At 54.6% G+C, this 13951-nt stretch carries 14 protein-coding genes; 11 read left to right on the forward strand and 3 right to left on the reverse strand.

The window, feature by feature from the left end:
* Positions 1 to 84: 84 nt before the first annotated feature.
* Positions 85 to 1305 (reverse strand): bifunctional 2-polyprenyl-6-hydroxyphenol methylase/3-demethylubiquinol 3-O-methyltransferase UbiG, encoded by a 1221-nt coding sequence (locus SynPROS91_RS09510; RefSeq protein WP_186516316.1) that lies wholly within the window; start codon positions 1303 to 1305, stop codon positions 85 to 87.
* 157 nt (positions 1306 to 1462) lie between these two features.
* Between SynPROS91_RS09510 and SynPROS91_RS09515 the strand changes: the two genes are divergently transcribed.
* The 7 genes from SynPROS91_RS09515 to SynPROS91_RS09545 all read left to right on the forward strand — a co-directional run bounded on the left by SynPROS91_RS09515 (position 1463) and on the right by SynPROS91_RS09545 (position 10291).
* Positions 1463 to 5035 (forward strand): phycobilisome rod-core linker polypeptide, encoded by a 3573-nt coding sequence (locus tag SynPROS91_RS09515; RefSeq protein WP_370586761.1) that lies wholly within the window; start codon positions 1463 to 1465, stop codon positions 5033 to 5035.
* Positions 5036 to 5638: 603 nt separating this feature from the next.
* On the forward strand, positions 5639 to 6124 hold the full coding sequence (locus SynPROS91_RS09520) for an allophycocyanin (RefSeq protein ID WP_186516318.1): 486 nt from the start codon (positions 5639 to 5641) through the stop codon (positions 6122 to 6124).
* 42 nt (positions 6125 to 6166) lie between these two features.
* Positions 6167 to 6655: an allophycocyanin subunit beta gene (apcB, locus tag SynPROS91_RS09525; protein WP_011620232.1), complete on the forward strand. Its 489-nt coding sequence runs from the start codon at positions 6167 to 6169 to the stop codon at positions 6653 to 6655.
* Complete coding sequence (locus SynPROS91_RS09530) at positions 6655 to 6855, forward strand: phycobilisome linker polypeptide (RefSeq protein WP_006854332.1); 201 nt, start codon at positions 6655 to 6657, stop codon at positions 6853 to 6855. The genes apcB and SynPROS91_RS09530 overlap by 1 nt, the downstream gene beginning before the upstream one ends.
* Positions 6856 to 6976: 121 nt before the next feature.
* Positions 6977 to 8221, forward strand: a complete 1245-nt coding sequence (locus SynPROS91_RS09535) for an FtsW/RodA/SpoVE family cell cycle protein (RefSeq protein ID WP_186516320.1) — start codon at positions 6977 to 6979, stop codon at positions 8219 to 8221.
* An 89-nt stretch (positions 8222 to 8310) separates the two neighbouring features.
* Positions 8311 to 8979, forward strand: a complete 669-nt coding sequence (locus SynPROS91_RS09540) for a cytochrome c biogenesis CcdA family protein (RefSeq protein WP_186519687.1) — start codon at positions 8311 to 8313, stop codon at positions 8977 to 8979.
* A 4-nt stretch (positions 8980 to 8983) separates the two neighbouring features.
* Positions 8984 to 10291: a cytochrome c biogenesis protein ResB gene (locus tag SynPROS91_RS09545; protein ID WP_186516330.1), complete on the forward strand. Its 1308-nt coding sequence runs from the start codon at positions 8984 to 8986 to the stop codon at positions 10289 to 10291.
* Here SynPROS91_RS09545 and queF read toward each other — a convergent pair.
* Positions 10263 to 10673 (reverse strand): preQ(1) synthase, encoded by a 411-nt coding sequence (queF, locus tag SynPROS91_RS09550; RefSeq protein ID WP_186516331.1) that lies wholly within the window; start codon positions 10671 to 10673, stop codon positions 10263 to 10265. The genes SynPROS91_RS09545 and queF overlap by 29 nt on opposite strands.
* 150 nt (positions 10674 to 10823) lie before the next feature.
* On the opposite strand from queF, the gene SynPROS91_RS09555 reads away from it, so the two are divergent.
* Both SynPROS91_RS09555 and SynPROS91_RS09560 read left to right on the forward strand, forming a co-directional pair.
* Positions 10824 to 11051, forward strand: coding sequence for a hypothetical protein (locus SynPROS91_RS09555; RefSeq protein ID WP_186516332.1), 228 nt, complete (start codon positions 10824 to 10826; stop codon positions 11049 to 11051).
* Between the two features lie 31 nt (positions 11052 to 11082).
* Complete coding sequence (locus tag SynPROS91_RS09560) at positions 11083 to 11421, forward strand: P-II family nitrogen regulator (protein WP_186516333.1); 339 nt, start codon at positions 11083 to 11085, stop codon at positions 11419 to 11421.
* Here the strand turns inward: SynPROS91_RS09560 and SynPROS91_RS09565 are convergent.
* On the reverse strand, positions 11410 to 12228 hold the full coding sequence (locus tag SynPROS91_RS09565) for a TlyA family RNA methyltransferase (RefSeq protein WP_186516335.1): 819 nt from the start codon (positions 12226 to 12228) through the stop codon (positions 11410 to 11412). The two genes, SynPROS91_RS09560 and SynPROS91_RS09565, sit on opposite strands and share 12 nt — an antisense overlap.
* 97 nt (positions 12229 to 12325) lie before the next feature.
* Here SynPROS91_RS09565 and SynPROS91_RS09570 point away from each other — a divergent pair, with 97 nt between their 5' ends.
* Together SynPROS91_RS09570 and purB are read left to right on the forward strand one after the other, a co-directional pair.
* A complete protein-coding gene (locus tag SynPROS91_RS09570; RefSeq protein ID WP_186519830.1) occupies positions 12326 to 12589 on the forward strand; it encodes a hypothetical protein in 264 nt (87 codons plus the stop codon).
* A 65-nt stretch (positions 12590 to 12654) separates the two neighbouring features.
* Entirely contained in the window at positions 12655 to 13950 is a 1296-nt protein-coding gene (purB, locus tag SynPROS91_RS09575; protein ID WP_186516337.1) for an adenylosuccinate lyase, read from the forward strand.
* The last annotated feature ends 1 nt before the right edge of the window (position 13951 follow it).

Raw genomic sequence — 13951 nt, forward strand, 5'->3', positions numbered from 1 at the left:
CATTTCCAGCCGGGTTTGACACCGCAGCTGAATCTGTGGAGGGCAAGGCTTGCAAATTGCGCCTGAGAAAGCGGCCGGAATCTATCACGCGATTCCGCTAAACAACGCATGATCGGCCTCGAGCAAAAGCAATTTTTTGCTCATCAGCTCTCTGGCCAGAGAAGCAATTGTGTTGTCTCCACTAAGGGTTCCGAGTGGAACGCCTGGTTTTTCATCCACGAGGCGGAGCAGGCTCAATTCCTCATCTGAAATAGAGATGGGTTCGAGATCTGGCCCCAACATGCTTTTAGATGGCCATCCCCACAGACATGACTGGCGTCGACCACACGCTTGGAGAAGCGTTTCGTCGTTCTCCCAGCGCAAAGGGTGAACAGGTTGAGCGCTCACAAAAAACTCAAAGTGACTGATATCAGGATCGAGCTGCTCTACCAGTGCCCATTGGTCCGATGGCGGTAAGGATTGAGCTCTTGATAGCAATTCACCCTTGAGCAATCGCGCTGGATCCCAGACAGACGGGTTCGAAAACCCAGCGAAGTAAAGGCCTGATGACTTGATTAAGGCCATCAACCTTTCGAGGTCATAACTGGTTTCTTGAGGATGCAAATACATGTCGGCAAAGTTGGCATCCGCATGGGTGTCAAGCGCCCAACGTTGTTCGTGGGTGCGGCGCAAACGATTGGTCTCAGGCAAGTCTGACAACAGCTCACGTCCCAACCTCAAGCCATCCGCACCTATGCCCGCTTCCAAAAGCTTCAGGGCTTGCTGGGTGCGATGAATCTCCCAGCGGCCAGCATCGGCATACAGAAACAGATGCAAAAGTCCTTGAGGGGCTAAACGCTGTCCAAGCGCTTTCAATCCAGCCAGCGGGTCGCGCAGGTGATGCAATACACCCACGGAGTTGATGTAATCAAAACAACCTTCATCCTCAAGATCCAACAGGCTTCGTTGTTCCTGACGTAGGGATCGGACCTGTTCAGCACCGCCTGAGCGACGCAAGCGCTCCCGTGCCACGTCGAGTGCTCCGGCACTGATGTCCACGGCCAAAACCTCGGCCCCTGGATTGAGATGGCAGAGATAGTCCGTACTGACACCTGTGCCACAGCCCGCATCAAGAATCCGAATCGAACCCAGGCTTGAGTCCTGCGATTGAAGTCCTCCTCGCACAACAGCGAGGACGCTGTCGTGGCACCAGCGCCAGTTGTATCCAGGGGGAGGGCCGTCTTGAAGGGGGTCGCCTGGATAGGGGAAGCGGTCATAAAAAGCGCTCACCACTGGGGTAGCGACATCCGAGGGGGAAGTGTTCATAAAGCCGCCAATGCTGGAAGGAGTCGTTCAAGGGAGCATTTCACGGGAGCTCGCCCTTGCACCCAAAACCTCATCAGAGCTGCAAACATTTGTTCATGGCTGGCCAGAACCCCCAGAGATGGGCCGTAACCTGACGGAATCCGGCTTGCTCTCGTTCATGACAGTGACCGCTAGTAGCGGCAGCCCAAGGGTTTCCCCTCAGCTGTACGACACCCTGCCGCTCTCCAGTGTCCGTCAGGCTGAGCAGCAAGACCGCTTTCCAGACGGTGGTGAGCTCGACACTCTGATCACGTTTTTCCGGAGTGGGAATGATCGACTTGAGGCAGCGCGCCTCCTAGCAAGCAATGCGGAATCAATCGTTGCGCGTGCCGCCAATCGAATTTTTGTAGGCGGCACACCTCTCTCGTTTTTGGAGGAGCCCCTCAGCACGGGAGAGGTGTCAGCCAAGGACGCCACTCCATTAGCCGCTGATCAGGTTGCATTCCAAGATTCAGTTCGCACCTTTACCGGCACTGAATCCAGCGGTAGCAAGGGCAATTTTCTCAGCAGACTGCTCCAGGGCAACGACGATGGTGATGTACGCATCGTTTTGCCCACAGGGTTTACAGCCATCAGTGTGGCGAAATACGGCCCAGGGAACATGCGCAAATCCGTGCGCGATCTTGGCTGGTTCCTTCGCTACGTGGGCTACGCCTTAGTAGCCGGAGACCCAAGCATTCTTGCTGTCAATACACGCGGCTTAAGGGACCTGCTTGAAAAGGGTTGCTCCCTTCTGGCAACGAACGTGGCCCTCCAAGAAATGCGTGCAGCTTCTGCCGCCTTACTAGGAGATCGCCCTGAGGCCCGTCGTCTCACCATTGAATGCTTTGACGTTCTGCTCAAAGAGCTTGCGGTTCCAACACCTTCGACACGTCAGAAGTTAGGAAGTTCCGTACGCCAGGGTCTTCAACTCCCTGCGATCTATGCGTTGGCGTCCGAAACAGCTCAGCGTTTTGAAATGCGTTCCGGACTTTCCGGCGCTGAAAAAGCGGAGATTGTTCGCGCTGCCTATAGGCAAGTGTTCGAACGGGACATCGCTAAGGGTTACTCGCAAACCCCTTGTGAGGTGGAAGCCAGCCAGCTCGTGCAGGGCAAATTATCCATGCGCGAATTCATTCGCGCACTGGGGAAAAGCAAGGAGTACAGGACCCAGTTTTATGGCCGATTCGTCAACAGCAGAGTCGTAGAACTTGCTTATAGACATTTTCTTGGCCGCGGAATCAGTTCCCTCGAAGAATTTCGAAAGGCCTTCTCGATCGTTAGCAATCAAGGCCTCAATGGTCTTGTCGATGTCTTGATTAATGGTGCGGAGTACGCCCAAACCTTTGGAGAAGAAACTGTTCCTTACCTACGTGATCTCGGCGAAGAGGCGCAGGAAAGTGCCGGATGGGGTTCAAATCGCCGCCTATTTCGATTTAGCGCTCCTTTTGAATCGGCACCTCAATACATCACCCTTTATGCGGCCTATCGCCAACCTTTAGGAGACCAGCACGTCTACGGCGGTGGGAATGATCCAATCGGTAATCAATACGGAGCGATTTTCCCGTCAGCCACTGCATCCGTATCTACACGCCCAGCCCCCTTCGGATACGACACCCGACGGCTACTGGTGAGCAATGGCCTGACCCAACCGGGTCAAATGGACAGCCCCCAATTCCGCAGTAGCCGTCCTCGCCGACTTGGACCCAAGATTGTGCGTCTCCAACAGATCGCAACTGGAGGGAACTCGATCCCACGCCGAGCTGGACAACCCAGCATCCGAGGGACTGAGTCGAGTACACAAGCGGTGATTAAAGCTGTTTATGTTCAAGTTCTTGGAAATACCGGTTACGCCACCAAGAGAGTTGAAAGCGCCGAAAACAGACTTGAGAACGGTGATATCAATCTGCGTGAATTCATTCGCCTAGTTGCACGGTCGAGTCCATTCCGCCGTCGCTACTGGGAAGGTCTCTACATCACCAAGGCCATCGAAGTCATGCACCGGCGTCTGCTTGGCCGCCCCACATTTGGCCGCTGGGAAATCGATGCTCTATTCGACACCGCGGCGCGTCAGGGTTTCTATGGCCTGGTCGATGCTCTTATCAATAGTCCAGAGTTTTCAGAATGCTTCGGTGATGACACCGTTCCCTATGAACGCTTCATCACTCCAAAGGATCTCACCAGTCGACGTGCGCCGACATGGAAAGAGCAACTCAATCTTGAAGCCCAGATAGAGTTCAACCTAAGAACACGCCCTGAACTCAAATCAGGGAACAGCTTTAAGACTCCTGGTGACATAACCCCAAGGAATCTTCAATCCAAAGCGAACAGCTCGATTGAGAACTGGGTGCGATCGGAGCCACTGCGCAAATCTGATTCACGTGAATCGTCCATTGCACTGACCAAACCTGGCAGCACTACAGACAATCAAAAGCAACCCACTTGGGCAGCCAAAGTTAGTTTCAAAGGCTCAGCATCTCCAGAGGTGCCAGGTGCACGACTGAGTCGCGCTCTTGATAGTCAGGCCGGAGCAGGCTTTGCCAGCAAAATAGGGATCACGTCTTGGGTCGAGCTCAAACCTCCTTTTACTGAAGACGAATTAAAATATGCTGTCGAAGAGACCTACCGACAACTACTTAATTTCATCCCCTTTGAAGGGGAGAGGCTTACAAGTGCTGAGTCAAAACTACGCAACCTAGATATTAATTTGTCGGAATTCATAGAAGCCGTCGCAATGAGCGATACATTCCAACAAAGGCTCTCTCGAATCGCCCCCCTACGGGTTGCACCTGCCGCAAGTCTTGCTCTCCTTGGGCGAACGGCTATCCCATCAGAGGTCGCAGAATTTCTGAAAACACGAGCTGAAGAAGGTCAACGTCAGGCCATCACCAACCTGATGAAACGTCGCAACCCTTCAGATTGCAATCGGCTTCTCCAGGTCAAGCTCAGCTCTTTCTCCGGAAGGACGCCCTTCAGCAGTTTGAAAAAGATGAGGGGAGAACAAATACTTGCCCCCACCCAGCTCACCACTGGTTCGCAACTTGAAGCGTTAGTTTTCCCCTCCTCTACAGAAAGCTCACGCTCCAAATTCAACTCAAAGAGAAGTCAACCCACCAGCAAGCAAACGTTTGTAGTTCCTATACAGGAAGGACAAAAGTCTGGCCTAGTAAATGCTCTTCAGACGAAAGATGCAAGTGGTTTCTCGCGTAGGGCTGGAATCTCCCCATCCATTCAACTTAAAGCTCCATTCACCGAAGACGAACTACAAATTGCGATTACCGAAACTTACAGACAACTCCTGAATCGCATCCCTCTCGATAATGAGCGCTTAGACACAGCCGAATCACAATTACGCAACATGGATGTGGACCTCTCAGGGTTTGTGCAATCCATAGCCATGAGTGAAGCCTTTCAAAACCGCTTATTCAGCATGTCTCCTCTCCGCGCAGCAGCGGCAGCCGGACTTGCTTTACTCGGTCGCGCAAGCACACCAGCAGAAGTCTCAGAGTTTTTAATTACCCGCGCACGCGATGGTCAACAACAAGCAACCCTTTATTTCCTCAACAAACGGAAACAAGAAGAAGCAAATGATGTTCCACAAATCAAGGGCATGACTACTTCGTCAGGACAAGACCAAGCCACAATCATTCGCACCTCAATGCTTTACAGAGGGAATGCAGGTCTTAACCCACCCATGGATTCACCCCTGTAAGTGCGGGCTTCATTCAAAGATCAAAGCCATAACTAAATAATAACGATCCACCTATTATCCCTTTTAGATGAATTGATTGCTTAGGCTGAAGAAATAAACATTTAACTCTTTGCGAACCAATCGCATGACGCACATATAACCTCACCGCAAGGAAAGATACAAGCTTTATTCCTTTTAAAGGAAGACTTATAAATCAATACGCTGGCGGATCTCCAAACGGGACGGCGAAAGGCCTTGAACAACTCAGAAAAACCTTTTACATTTCATATTTCTGAATAGAGAAATACCGTCCATAAATTTCTTAACGCCAGGAGCCCCGCAACCAGTTCGCCAGCAATGAAGATCTGTTACCGACTCAGAAGCGATTCTCGCTGTTGAAGGAGAATAAAGAGGCGAAAGTTGGATACGGCTCTTGCCACTTCTAACTTCTTCGAAAAAGGTCAACAGATACAACATCTGCACCCTTTTCGGCCTGGATTCAACGTCCAACCCCCAAGCAGCCCTTAAGCTGCTTACTGATCTCTTTGAGATCACCATATTCACCCCACATTCACCGGCATATCGGCCTCCTTCGGGCGGCCGCTTGTTTCGAGGTAGAACTGCATGAGCATCGTCTCCAACTCGATCATCAACGCGGACGCCGAAGCCCGCTATCTCAATCCTGGCGAATTGGACCAGATCAAGTCCTTTGTCAGTGGCGGACAACGCCGTTTGCGTGTCGCTCAGGTTCTCAGCGAGAGCCGTGAGCGCATCGTCAAAACAGCAGGTGGTCAGCTGTTCCAGAAACGTCCCGATGTCATTTCCCCTGGTGGAAATGCCTACGGCCAAGAAATGACCGCAACCTGTTTGCGAGACATGGATTACTACCTCCGTCTTGTCACCTACGGCGTCGTTGCTGGCGATGTCACACCGATCGAAGAGATTGGCGTGATTGGTGCCCGTGAGCTCTACCGCTCGCTTGGCACACCTCTTGAAGCCATGGCCGAGTCCGTGCGCGAAATGAAATCAGTTGCCATGAGTATCCTCACCGGCGCAGATGCCGAAGAGGCTGGCTTCTATTTCGATTACGTGATCGGCGCTCTCGCCTGAATCATCGGAATCACCAATCTTCCACGCCACTTCAACTGATCCATGCAAGACGCGATCACCAACGTTATCAACAAGTCTGACGTTCAAGGCCTGTATTTGGACACCACGTCCATGACCAGCCTTGAGCAGTATTTCACCAGTGGTGAACTGAGAGTCAAAGCTGCAGCAACGATTAGTGCCAACGCTTCTTCAATCATTAAAGAAGCTGTAGCCAAATCCCTGCTGTACTCGGACATCACCCGTCCAGGCGGCAACATGTACACCACGCGTCGCTATGCAGCTTGCATCCGCGACCTGGATTATTACCTGCGCTATTCCACCTACGCGATGCTCGCTGGTGACACCTCCATCCTTGATGAGCGTGTTCTGAACGGTCTTAAGGAGACCTACAACTCCTTGGGAGTGCCGATTGGCGCAACCGTCCAGGCCATCCAAGCCATGAAGGAAGTCACTGCTTCCCTGGTCGGCCCTGATGCTGGCAAGGAGATGGGTGTCTACTTCGACTACATCTGTTCTGGTCTTGGCAACTGATGCGTCTCTTCAAGGTCACAGCCTGCATCCCCTCACCTGAGAAGGTCCGTTCGCAGCGTGAGTTGCAGAACACCTTTTTCACCAAGTGGGTTCCCTACGAGAGCTGGTTTGCTGAACAACAGCGCATCCAGAAGCAAGGTGGCCGCATCATCAAAGTTGAACTTTGTACCGGTGGCCGTCAGGTCAACGTTGGAAATTAATTCCCAACGCGTTTCATTGCATCACTCCAACCCGGCCTAGGTCGGGTTTTTTGTTGTGTTGGCTTGGCAAAACGTTCAGAGGGCGGCTCAATAGAAGCCGGACTCTTCATCTCTTCACCTCTTGAGCGACACCAGCGTGACCTCCAGAAGGAGCCGACCCACGCGGAAGGGGGCTGTGAAAGGCCCTAAGGACTCAGCATCCAATCCGCGGGGACTCTGGCAACGGTTGTTACCTCTCGATTGGTCCCTTTGGCCAACAGAGGCGAGGCTCCTCCTGAGTCTCACAGCCATCTGGTGCGTTGCTGGATTATTGGTCTTGGCATCCGCCAGCTGGTGGGTTGCCGCCCGCGAACAGGGAGAAGGGGCTTACTACCTCAAGCGCCAACTGGTCTGGATGGTGGCTAGCTGGAGCCTGATGGCATTCGTTGCTTCCACAACGCTTAGACGTTGGCTCAAAATCGCTGGCCCTGGCCTATGGATCGGCTGCCTGATGGTGGGAGCCACCTTGGTGATGGGCACCACGGTGAATGGAGCAAGTCGCTGGCTGGTGATCGGTCCCATCCAGATCCAACCATCAGAGTTGGTGAAACCATTTGTCGTTCTTCAGGCTGCCAATCTCTTCTCCCATTGGAAGCGGAACGCACTCGATCAAAAACTGCTCTGGCTAGCAAGCTTCGCCATCCTCGTTCTGCTGATCCTCAAACAGCCGAATCTGAGTACCGCGGCACTGATCGGTCTGTTGATCTGGTTGATGGCCTTTTCAGCAGGGCTTCCCTTGCTTCAACTGTTTGGGACCGCACTAGCCGGAGGCATGCTCGGGGTCAGCAGCATTTTGATCAATGAATATCAACGCATCAGGGTGATCTCGTTTCTGAATCCTTGGAACGATCCCCAGGGTGATGGTTATCAACTTATTCAAAGCCTGCTGGCGATTGGATCAGGGGGGATTTTTGGCCAAGGATTCGGCCTATCAACCCAGAAACTGCAATATCTGCCCATCCAAAGCACAGATTTCATCTTCGCTGTCTACGCCGAAGAGTTTGGGTTCGTGGGGTCTGTGATGTTGCTGGTGTTTCTGATGCTGATGGGATTCTTGGGACTGCGTGTTGCTTTGCGCTGCCGAAGCAACCAGGCAAGGCTGACTGCCATTGGCTGTTCAACCCTTCTCGTTGGACAATCACTAATAAATATTGCAGTGGCCTCCGGGGCCATGCCCACAACAGGCCTCCCCCTCCCACTGGTCAGCTATGGAGGAAATTCGTTGCTCTCCAGCATGGTGATTATTGGCTTATTGATCCGATGCTCACTCGAGTCCACTGGCTTAATCGGTGGTCGCAGCCTCCGCGAGCAACAGCGTCGTGGATAAGGTGACCTTGAATTGAGCCCGGCCTCACCGGTACAACCATTTCCTCTTTCGAGCTGGCACTGTCAGACCTTGCCCGCAGCAGCGAGCAACTGCTCAACCATGCGCTGCAGCAGCCTGGTCCAATCACTGTGGCTCTTGTCTTTGCAGGAGGAGCCTTAACCAGCCTGGGGCCCTGTTCCCTGTCTTTGCTGCCGGTCACGCTCGCCTACCTAGCCGGATTTGAGAGCAAGCAGAAGCCTTGGCAACGCAGCCTGTCGTTTTGCGCTGGAATCGTTGGCGCCCTGGTTGTGCTGGGAAGCCTGAGTGGCTTGCTGGGCCGCATTTACGGTCAAGTGCCTGGTTTGGTCCCAACCGTTGTTGCGGTCTTGGCAGTGGTGATGGGACTCAATCTGCTCGGGGTGGTTCGCATCCCCCTCCCCGCCGGGCCAGACCCGATGCGTTGGACCAGCAAGGTGCCCGCTCCGCTAGCCCCGGTCGCAGCAGGGTTGGCATTTGGGCTCGCTGCTTCACCCTGCACAACACCCGTACTGGCCGTTCTACTGGGCTGGATTGCCAGCACAGGACGCCCGCTCCTCGGCGTGCTCATGCTGACAAGCTTCGGCATGGGTCAAGTGCTGCCTTTGCTGCTCGCAGGCAACTTGGCAGCCTCTCTGCCGCGCTTGCTGGCGTTGCGGCCTATCGGCCGGTGGGTTCCACCGATCAGTGGCGTAATCCTGCTGGCCACAGGCAGTCTCACCTTATTAGCGAGACTGACCTGATCCGATGGCTGCCCTTCGCCGACTCTTCGCCCTGATCTCGGATCTTCGTTTGGCGATCCTGCTGCTGCTGCTGATTGCAGGAGCAAGCGCCCTTGGAACCATTCTTCCGCAAAACGAAGCGCCTGATTTGTATCTCGAGCGTTTCAATGCCGACCCATGGCTCGGATTGATCAATGGCGAACAGATGTTGCAACTGCAGCTGGACAGCATCTATTCCAGCGTGTGGTTTTTAAGCCTTTTGGCTTGGCTGGGATTGGCCTTGATCTTGTGCAGCTGGCGTCGTCAATGGCCAGCACTGATCGCCACCACGCGCTGGATTGACTATCGCCAACCCAGGCAACTCAGCAAGTTGGCGTTAGCCGAATCGATTCGCTGTTCCGACGGTGAGTCGGCCTTAAACACGCTGACTTCGCAGCTCCAGAAGCAAGGCTGGCAGGTTCAGAGGCATGAGGATCGCCTGGCAGCCCGGCGCGGCGTGATTGGCAAGGTTGGCCCCTTATTGGTTCACACCGGCTTGGTGCTGCTGCTCATCGGGGCTGCATGGGGAGCATTGTCTGGAAACCGCTTGGAACGCTTCCTTGCACCTGGCCGAGCCCTTGATCTGCTTGACCCCTCTGGCAACAACCGGCTCTCGCTCACCCTCGAGCGCTTCGCGATTGAGCGTGATCCAGCGGGACGCACCGAACAATTCCGATCAACGCTGAGGCTTGATCCACCAGGAGGGCCTTCAGAGCAGCGCATGATCAGCGTGAATCATCCGCTCCGATATCGAGGCATGACTGTTTATCAAGCGGATTGGTCGCTGGCTGCGATCACCGTGCAGATCGGCAAGAGTCCTCAACTGCAATTACCCCTCCGTAGTTTTCCCGAACTCGGCGAACAAATTTGGGGTCTTGTGCTTCCCACACGCCCGGATGGATCCGAACCAGTGCTGATGAGCACGAGCAGTGAACAAGGCCCTGTTCAGGTGTTCGATGCAGACGGATCGCTACTTGGCAACCTGCGACCTGGCGGAGCATCCGCTGAAATCAAAGGACTTCCTCTAAGGGTGGCCGAGATCATGCCTGCCAGCGGACTCCTCCTCAAACGTGACCCTGGCGTGCCACTCGTTTATGCAGGTTTCGCGATCACATTGCTTGGCGGAGGCCTCAGCTTGATCGCAACCCGACAACTATGGGCCGTACTCGACCCGCCACCGTTTCAGCCATCTAACAGAAAGCTGCACATCGGCGGGCTTTGCAATCGAAATCTCGCTGGCTTGGCTGCTGAATTGCCAATCCTGATCAGCAGGGTTGACGGGTCCCGTGACTGACTCTCACGACCGTGTGAACGTTTCCACGAGGGTTGAAATCAGCTTCTAGCTGCATCCAAACAGGAGCACAGGCCGTCACCAAATCATCAAGAATTTTGTTCGCCACCTCTTCATGGGAAATCGAAGTGTTGCGAAAATGATTGATGTACAACTTGATCGCTTTCAGCTCGACCACTCGAGGTCCTGGCTGATAAATCAAGCGCAACACCGCGAAATCCGGATACCCCGAAAACGGGCAGAGGCACGTAAATTCCGGCAATTCGATCGATACCTCATAGGGGCGTGCGGGCCTTGGGTTGTCGAAACAGATCAACTCCGCATCTGCAATAGCCCTTTCGCCATATAGCGGAGTTTTGGTGAGCTCAGTGCCGGGGTTGCTCATAAAACGAGTGCGGAAAACTCCAGCGCACGACCCTAAAGCCAGTCCTCCACAAATGTTGAGTGGGGCCCAGAACTGCTTTATTTGGTATCAACGCGTACAACTCATCGGCCGGAATACAGGCCTAATGGATAAAAGTTGGGAGCGCTAGCAATGGATCTCAGTCTGATTACCGAAGGACAAGCTTTCCGACTACAGCCTGAGAGCGTTCACGGCATGCTGTGGCTCCAGACTCATTTTGAGGAGTCCCATTGGGAGCTTCTCGCTGAGGGCCTTGCCACGGTGAGTCATTCCAATGCCGATGAGCTCATTGAGGATGCCTCGAACGCCGGATTGAACCTTTCTCCTCTTCCGGTCCTGTCATCTCAGCTCAATTCCTGACACACTCAGGGGAGCGATTACTCAACAACTCATGAAAAAGGTCGAAGCCGTCATCCGTCCCTTCAAGCTTGAGGACGTCAAATTGGCTTTAGTTAATGCCGGAATCGTTGGCATGACAGTGAGCGAAGTGCGCGGCTTCGGTCGGCAGAAGGGGCAAGTAGAGCGATATCGCGGTTCAGAATTCACTGTTGAATTTCTGCAGAAGCTGAAAGTGGACGTTGTGATCGACGACGACCGCGTCGACGATGTGATTAACGCCATTGCGGAAGCAGCGAAAACAGGCGAGATCGGCGACGGCAAGATTTTTGTCTCATCTGTCGACACCGTCGTGCGCATTCGCACCGGAGATCGTGACAGCTCAGCTCTCTGATTTCAGCGTGTCCTGAACCACCTGCTGAACCTTTTCATCAGAGATCTGTTGTGGCGCAAGCTCGCTTAACCACAACATGTATTCGTGGTTGCCAGCAGGACCGGTAATCGGAGACCCCACAATTCCCTGGGCATTCCAGCCCAGGGAATGTGCAGCAGAGATCACTGATGCAATCGCATCCCTGTGAGCCAAACCATCTCTGACCACACCCCCTTTACCCACCCGATCGCGTCCTACCTCAAACTGAGGCTTCACCAACACCAATGCTTCGCTCCCCTGCGGTTGCAGCAAGGCACGAATCGCTGGAAGGACGAGTGCAAGGGAGATAAACGACACGTCTGCGACAGCCAGTGTGGGGAGGACGTCATCAGGCCCATAAAGCTCAGCTGCGCTCAGTCGACGCAAGTTGGTGCGCTCTCTAAGAACAACGCGTTCATCAATGCGCAAACTCCAGGCCGTCTGGCCATAGCCAACGTCAATGCCATAAACCCGACCGGCCCCGTGTTGCAGCAAACAATCGGTGAAGCCACCCGTCGAAATTCCACCATCAAGGCAGGTGCGCCCCTCCACCGAGACAGGAAATGCCTCCAGCGCTGCCAGCAACTTTTCACCCCCTCTTGAAACAAACCGAGGAGGCTGCTCCACGATCAATTCGAGATCGGGCAAAACCGTGTGACCTGGCTTGTCGAGCAGCTGGCCCCGACGGTCTCTGACCTTGCCAGCACGAATGAGCTGTTGTGCTTGCTGACGGGATGCCGCCAAGCCCAACGTCAGCATGTGGAGATCTAAACGCTGTTTACGAGCCATTTCGACATAAAAGCACCGTGAAACCGAAACAAATACCGGAGTTCCACCCGGAGTTCCACAGACCTCCCTGAAGATCTTCGCAAGCCGCACGCAGTCCGTGTCAGCCAACAACGTCTTCAACATCAAAAGCGGACGCCGCCCATCCCTTCGTGCCACGTTTTGTCGCAAGTCCAGCGAGGCGTCGAACCGCGTCCTCGAACTGCTCGCTCCAGGCTCATTCGTCACCCTCGATAACCACCCCACAGATCTTCCTCCCTTTCAAGTGATCGAATGTCGGGGCGGCCTGTGCTGGGTGCGTCAGCAAGCTTGGGGACAGAACGTTCAGTGGGAAGTTGAGCATCGCCGTCTCACCTCCGCTTAGCGCCACGCGCAATGTCCAAGCCTTCAGCGCCATACATTGGTTGAGTTGTCGCCACGCGCTGGCCCTTGATCGAGAGATACACCCTGCCCGAGATGGGCGAGATCTGGACAGACCGGGCCAAATACCAAAGTTGGCTGGATGTTGAGGTTGCGGCCTGTGAGGCCAACTGCAGGCTTGGTCGTGTTCCAAAGGACGCGATGCAAACGATCCGCGAACAGTCGGCGTTTGAACCCGAGCGGATCCTTGAGATCGAGGCCGAGGTCCGCCACGACGTCATCGCCTTCTTGACGAATGTGAATGAGCACGTTGGCGATGCTGGGCGTTACATCCACGTCGGCATGACGAGTAGCGACGTCCTTGATACAGGCCTGGCGCTGCAGTTGAAAGCCTCCGTCGCGCTCCTACGCCAGGAGTTGGCGAGCTTGGACGCCGCGATTACCAAACTGGCGAGTGAACACAAAGCCACCGTGATGATCGGCCGTTCTCACGCGATCCATGGCGAACCGATCACCTTTGGATTCAAGCTGGCTGGCTGGCTGGCCGAAACCCGCCGCAATCGTGAGCGCCTAGCTCGGCTAGAGGGTGATGTAGCCATAGGCCAGGTGAGCGGAGCGATGGGCACCTACGCCAATACAGATCCAGAGGTGGAAAAACTCACCTGCGAGATTCTTGGCCTCACTCCCGACACGGCGAGCACCCAGGTGATCTCCCGCGATCGCCATGCCGATTACGTGCAGATCCTCGCCCTGGTTGGCGCCTCGCTCGATCGCTTCGCCACAGAGATTCGCAACCTGCAGCGCACCGATGTTCTGGAGGTCGAAGAAAGCTTCGCCAAGGGACAGAAAGGCAGCTCGGCCATGCCCCATAAACGCAATCCGATTCGCAGCGAACGGATCAGCGGTTTAGCGCGAGTGCTGCGCAGCTACGTGGTGGCAGCCCTGGAAAACGTGGCTCTCTGGCACGAACGTGACATCAGCCACAGCTCAACAGAACGGATGATGCTGCCGGACTGCTCGGTGACCCTGCACTTCATGCTGCGCGAGATGACCGCCGTCATCTCTGGCCTCGGGGTTTACCCAGAGAACATGATCCGCAACATGAATGTCTACGGAGGCGTGGTTTTCAGCCAACGGGTCCTGCTCGCCCTCGTGGATGGCGGTATGAGCCGGGAGAATGCCTACGAAGTTGTGCAGCGCAACGCCCACAGCGCTTGGAACACCAATGGTGGTGACTTCCGCGCCAACCTTCAAAGCGATCCCGAGGTGAGCAACAAGCTCAATGCAGACCAACTGGCTGAGTGTTTCAGTACCCAGCTGCACCAAGCCAACCTAGGGGTGGTCTGGGAGCGACTCGGCCTCTGAG

Source organism: Synechococcus sp. PROS-9-1, assembly GCF_014279775.1.
In the GTDB taxonomy this organism is placed as follows: domain Bacteria; phylum Cyanobacteriota; class Cyanobacteriia; order PCC-6307; family Cyanobiaceae; genus Synechococcus_C.